This is a genomic window from Leptospira alexanderi serovar Manhao 3 str. L 60 (genome assembly GCF_000243815.2).
GTDB classification, from domain to species: Bacteria; Spirochaetota; Leptospiria; order Leptospirales; family Leptospiraceae; genus Leptospira; species Leptospira alexanderi.
Genome location: NZ_AHMT02000045.1, coordinates 1 through 3,249 on the forward strand (window position 1 = coordinate 1; position 3,249 = coordinate 3,249).

A 3,249-nucleotide genomic window follows, 5' to 3' on the forward strand; every position below is an offset into this window, starting at 1 on the left:
CGGACTTGAGCGGAATTTGGAACAGTAGATCGGTTTGTTCTTGTTTTAATTCTTCGCTTACAAAACTCGATTCGGACAATTCTAAGTTTTCCAAGTCGAGTAGCTCTACCACTTCCGGCGGTAGTGTGTTTTTGAAGAAAGTGGCTGCCTCTTTTTTGTCCTGAAATGTTTCTCGGATCAATCGATCGTGTGGATTGTTCACTTCGGTCATCCGTTATTTTTGGGATATCGTTTTGGCCGGTCAATTGCATTTAGAATTCTATTTCACATTCAAGACTTACGTTTTCCAGTGTTATATTTCGATTATATTCCCGCCCTCGATTCCTTTGTCTCTCATTGAATCCCCTATTTTTCCGTAAAAGACGGAGTCCGAAGGGAATTAAAAAGCCCTTCCTTCCTTGATTGGAATTATACAGATATTGAAATTTTAAGGGTTGTTTTGGATCTTTCGTTTCCATCGGATAAATTTAAAACCGTATTTGGAGCTAAGTAAAATGTTCGTCCTTGGCATAATTTTATAAATTTTTCAAGAATCTATATTTAAGTTAGCCGAATCCGAAATGACACATTATTGAACGAAAAAAGATTAAATGATTGTAATTTTATTATAATATGACATAATATTTATTATGTCACATAACTTATTATTTAACCCTCCTGATAAAGTTTGTAACAAAACTGAAAAAAATAATTTAATTCAATATTTAAACTGTAATTACGAATCAAATCCAATCCTAATTGAGCGGGCAAGGGAATTTGTCCAATTTCAGTATTCTAAATTAGATTACGTCGGATATGACCCTAACTTTGATCGTCAATTCGACCTTAATGGTTTTAGTCAGTATTTTATTGCTCTGGACGAAAATGATGAAATCGTTGCAACTTCCCGAATCGTTTCTAGAGGTCCGTTTGGCCTTCCAATTGAATATTCCTATCGGAGCGATACTCGAAAACGAACAGTTATCGAAGGTGGGAATGTTGCTGAAATGAATTCATTCGCTGCAACTAGGATGAACGTTGGTTCAAAAGTTTTATCTTTAAGTACCGATTTTTTACTTAAACGTAATTTTACTTCCACATATGGATTATTTGATATAGATCGAAGTGCAATGGGAAAGCTCTACAACCGGATCGGAGCTATAGAATCTTTTTTACATCCATATTTAATTTACTTTCCAGATTATGGAAAGTTGGTTCAAGGAAATGTAAAACCAACTTTATAAAAAGTACAAGTGTCAGGATAAACAAAACGAAAATTATTGCAATAAAATGCCATTTGTGACGTTATGCTTTCAGGGGTGGGTATTTTGGAAGCGATTTCAACCTTACTTTTTTTAGCGTCAGCATGTAATTTTTATCTAGGATTCTATGTTTTGTTTGTTATACGACAAAGAAAACGGTTTTTTGATTTCGGGGCCCTTTGTATTCTTTTTGGAATATGGGGGGTACTTTTTGCCGTGCCTTTTTTCGAAGGAACAGAAACAACTTTCTGGACACGGACCCTAACATTACCCATGATCATTGCTCCTTTGCTTCTAATTCGATTCATTCACTCTTACGTTTTTGACAAAGAGATTCCAGTAGCCGGTAACCTAGTAATATTAGTAGTTTATGTTATTCCTATTTATGCTTTTAGCTATTCGGATTTTTACATTACGAGTGCATGGATTCAAGATGCAAAACTGCATTTTACAGCCGGAATACTCTACGATTATTTCGTAATTGGTGGAGTTCTGAGTATAATTTCTTCAATAATAGTACTTGCTTTGGGATTCAAAAAAAGGAGAGGACTAAACCGAGTTCGATTCGTCTATATCGCAACTGGAATATTGCTTTGGTTAATATTTATAGGAACGTTTACATTGCTTCTTCGATACCTTGGCCTGCCGGAATACAATTTTGCGGCTCCTATCGGTTGTGCATTAGCAACTGCAATTTTGTCAATAGGAATTATTAAAATCAATTTGTTCGAAATTTCTGAAGATGTAATCCTAGAAAAAAGAAATTCGATCGTCGCCCATGCGAACATTCTAATACTAAGAAAAGTTGACTCGCAATTTTACAAAAAAGCGTTGATAAGTTATAGAAGGAATGCAATCGAAAGAATCATTCAAAATTTTGTAGACCTTCAAATCCATTCAGAACTAACTGTGGATGAAATTTACAGCTACTTGGCAACAAAGGAAATGCCTATCATTCCTCAATAATTCTTTCTGCCAAGGCGTTCATAGATTTTCTACCCGATTGATCCATTTTATAAATTTTCCAGAATATTTCCAAGGCATCCGGAGAATTTTTTAAAAATCGTAAAAACACCGTTACTTCTTTGATCAAGTCCTCTTTCTCTTTTCGAGATCTTCTTAATCCTAAATCAATCGGATCTAACTCGAAATCACGAACAAAAATTATAGGATCAATCTTTTCATTTTTATAAAGATTTACTACAAAAGTTAGCGTCGGAGTCGTATGCCCACTCAAATAACGACTGACAGTCGGTTGTTTAACTTCGCCAGCCTTAGCAAGGTCTTCTTGATTCCAACCCTTCCTACTCATTAAATCTTTCAGAATTATTTTAAAATCCATAAAATTCCGTATTTGCATATTTTTTGCTTGAAATATACACTTATGTATATTATCATAATATTAACAACTCGCTCCGATTTCAATTTTTGATAATTAAATTTGGCAAGTGGGAATTATGCAACCGAAAAGTAAAAAAATTCAAGGCCGGTTCTAATAACCAACACGTGCTTTTCATCACGGACTTAATTAAAATATATAAGAATTTAGGACAGAAATATTTCATTTTCAACAATCAAGAGGTTTTAATCTTTCTCACTCAGTTGAGCGAAAAATTCACCTAAACCCAAAAAAGGAATAAGCCATGGTTTTCAATTATTTCCAAATAATGCCTTTAGAAATCTCCAATTCCGATTTAGACGAGTATGAAAAGATCTTAAGGAAATCATTAAACGACGAAGACAGAGAGGCAATATTGAAATTCACAAGTTTCCGTAAGATTTTAACGATCAGAAAAAAATTAAAATTAAACCTGTAGAATTTTTTCTCCTCCATACCTTATATGAATACTTTCGGAATAGATCATTATAAGAATCTTATAGATTTAATTATTACCTACTTCCACTCCTTTAGTGTGGTTATCGGTATAATTTTAGGATTTATAAAACTTTTTTCTAAAGGATGATTTTAAAAAATCTTATGGAACAGTTCTTTGTTCCTTCGCGTTAT

Annotated in this window: 5 protein-coding genes; 3 read left to right on the forward strand and 2 right to left on the reverse strand. The window is 33.6% G+C overall.

The features are described 5' to 3' along the window. The coding region (locus LEP1GSC062_RS14455; RefSeq protein WP_020984640.1) for an Rpn family recombination-promoting nuclease/putative transposase at window positions 1-211 on the reverse strand (211 nt) is incomplete at its 3' end. Between the two features lie 418 nt (window positions 212-629). Here LEP1GSC062_RS14455 and LEP1GSC062_RS14465 point away from each other — a divergent pair. Both LEP1GSC062_RS14465 and LEP1GSC062_RS14470 read left to right on the forward strand, forming a co-directional pair. Further along, the gene (locus tag LEP1GSC062_RS14465) at window positions 630-1,223 is read left to right on the forward strand and encodes an LBL_2463 family protein (RefSeq protein ID WP_020984642.1); all 594 of its coding nucleotides are present in this window, start codon (window positions 630-632) and stop codon (window positions 1,221-1,223) included. A gap of 63 nt (window positions 1,224-1,286) precedes the next feature. After that, window positions 1,287-2,207 carry a histidine kinase N-terminal 7TM domain-containing protein gene (locus tag LEP1GSC062_RS14470; protein ID WP_039942195.1) on the forward strand — a complete coding sequence of 307 codons (921 nt, stop codon included), beginning with the start codon at window positions 1,287-1,289 and terminating at the stop codon, window positions 2,205-2,207. Here the strand turns inward: LEP1GSC062_RS14470 and LEP1GSC062_RS14475 are convergent. Then, window positions 2,194-2,583, reverse strand: a complete 390-nt coding sequence (locus tag LEP1GSC062_RS14475; protein WP_010576145.1) for a helix-turn-helix domain-containing protein — start codon at window positions 2,581-2,583, stop codon at window positions 2,194-2,196. The two genes, LEP1GSC062_RS14470 and LEP1GSC062_RS14475, sit on opposite strands and share 14 nt — an antisense overlap. A gap of 301 nt (window positions 2,584-2,884) precedes the next feature. On the opposite strand from LEP1GSC062_RS14475, the gene LEP1GSC062_RS23685 reads away from it, so the two are divergent. Then, window positions 2,885-3,058 carry an LIMLP_19325 family protein gene (locus LEP1GSC062_RS23685; protein WP_020984641.1) on the forward strand — a complete coding sequence of 58 codons (174 nt, stop codon included), beginning with the start codon at window positions 2,885-2,887 and terminating at the stop codon, window positions 3,056-3,058. Window positions 3,059-3,249 lie beyond the last annotated feature (191 nt).

Excerpts from the sequence above, each read along its gene's own strand:
- LEP1GSC062_RS23685 (WP_020984641.1), top strand. The coding sequence starts at position 2,885 with ATGGTTTTCAATTATTTCCAAATAATGCCTTTAGAAATCTCCAATTCC.
- LEP1GSC062_RS14475 (WP_010576145.1), bottom strand. The coding sequence starts at position 2,583 with ATGGATTTTAAAATAATTCTGAAAGATTTAATGAGTAGGAAGGGTTGG.
- LEP1GSC062_RS14470 (WP_039942195.1), top strand. The coding sequence starts at position 1,287 with ATGCTTTCAGGGGTGGGTATTTTGGAAGCGATTTCAACCTTACTTTTT.
- LEP1GSC062_RS14465 (WP_020984642.1), top strand. The coding sequence starts at position 630 with ATGTCACATAACTTATTATTTAACCCTCCTGATAAAGTTTGTAACAAA.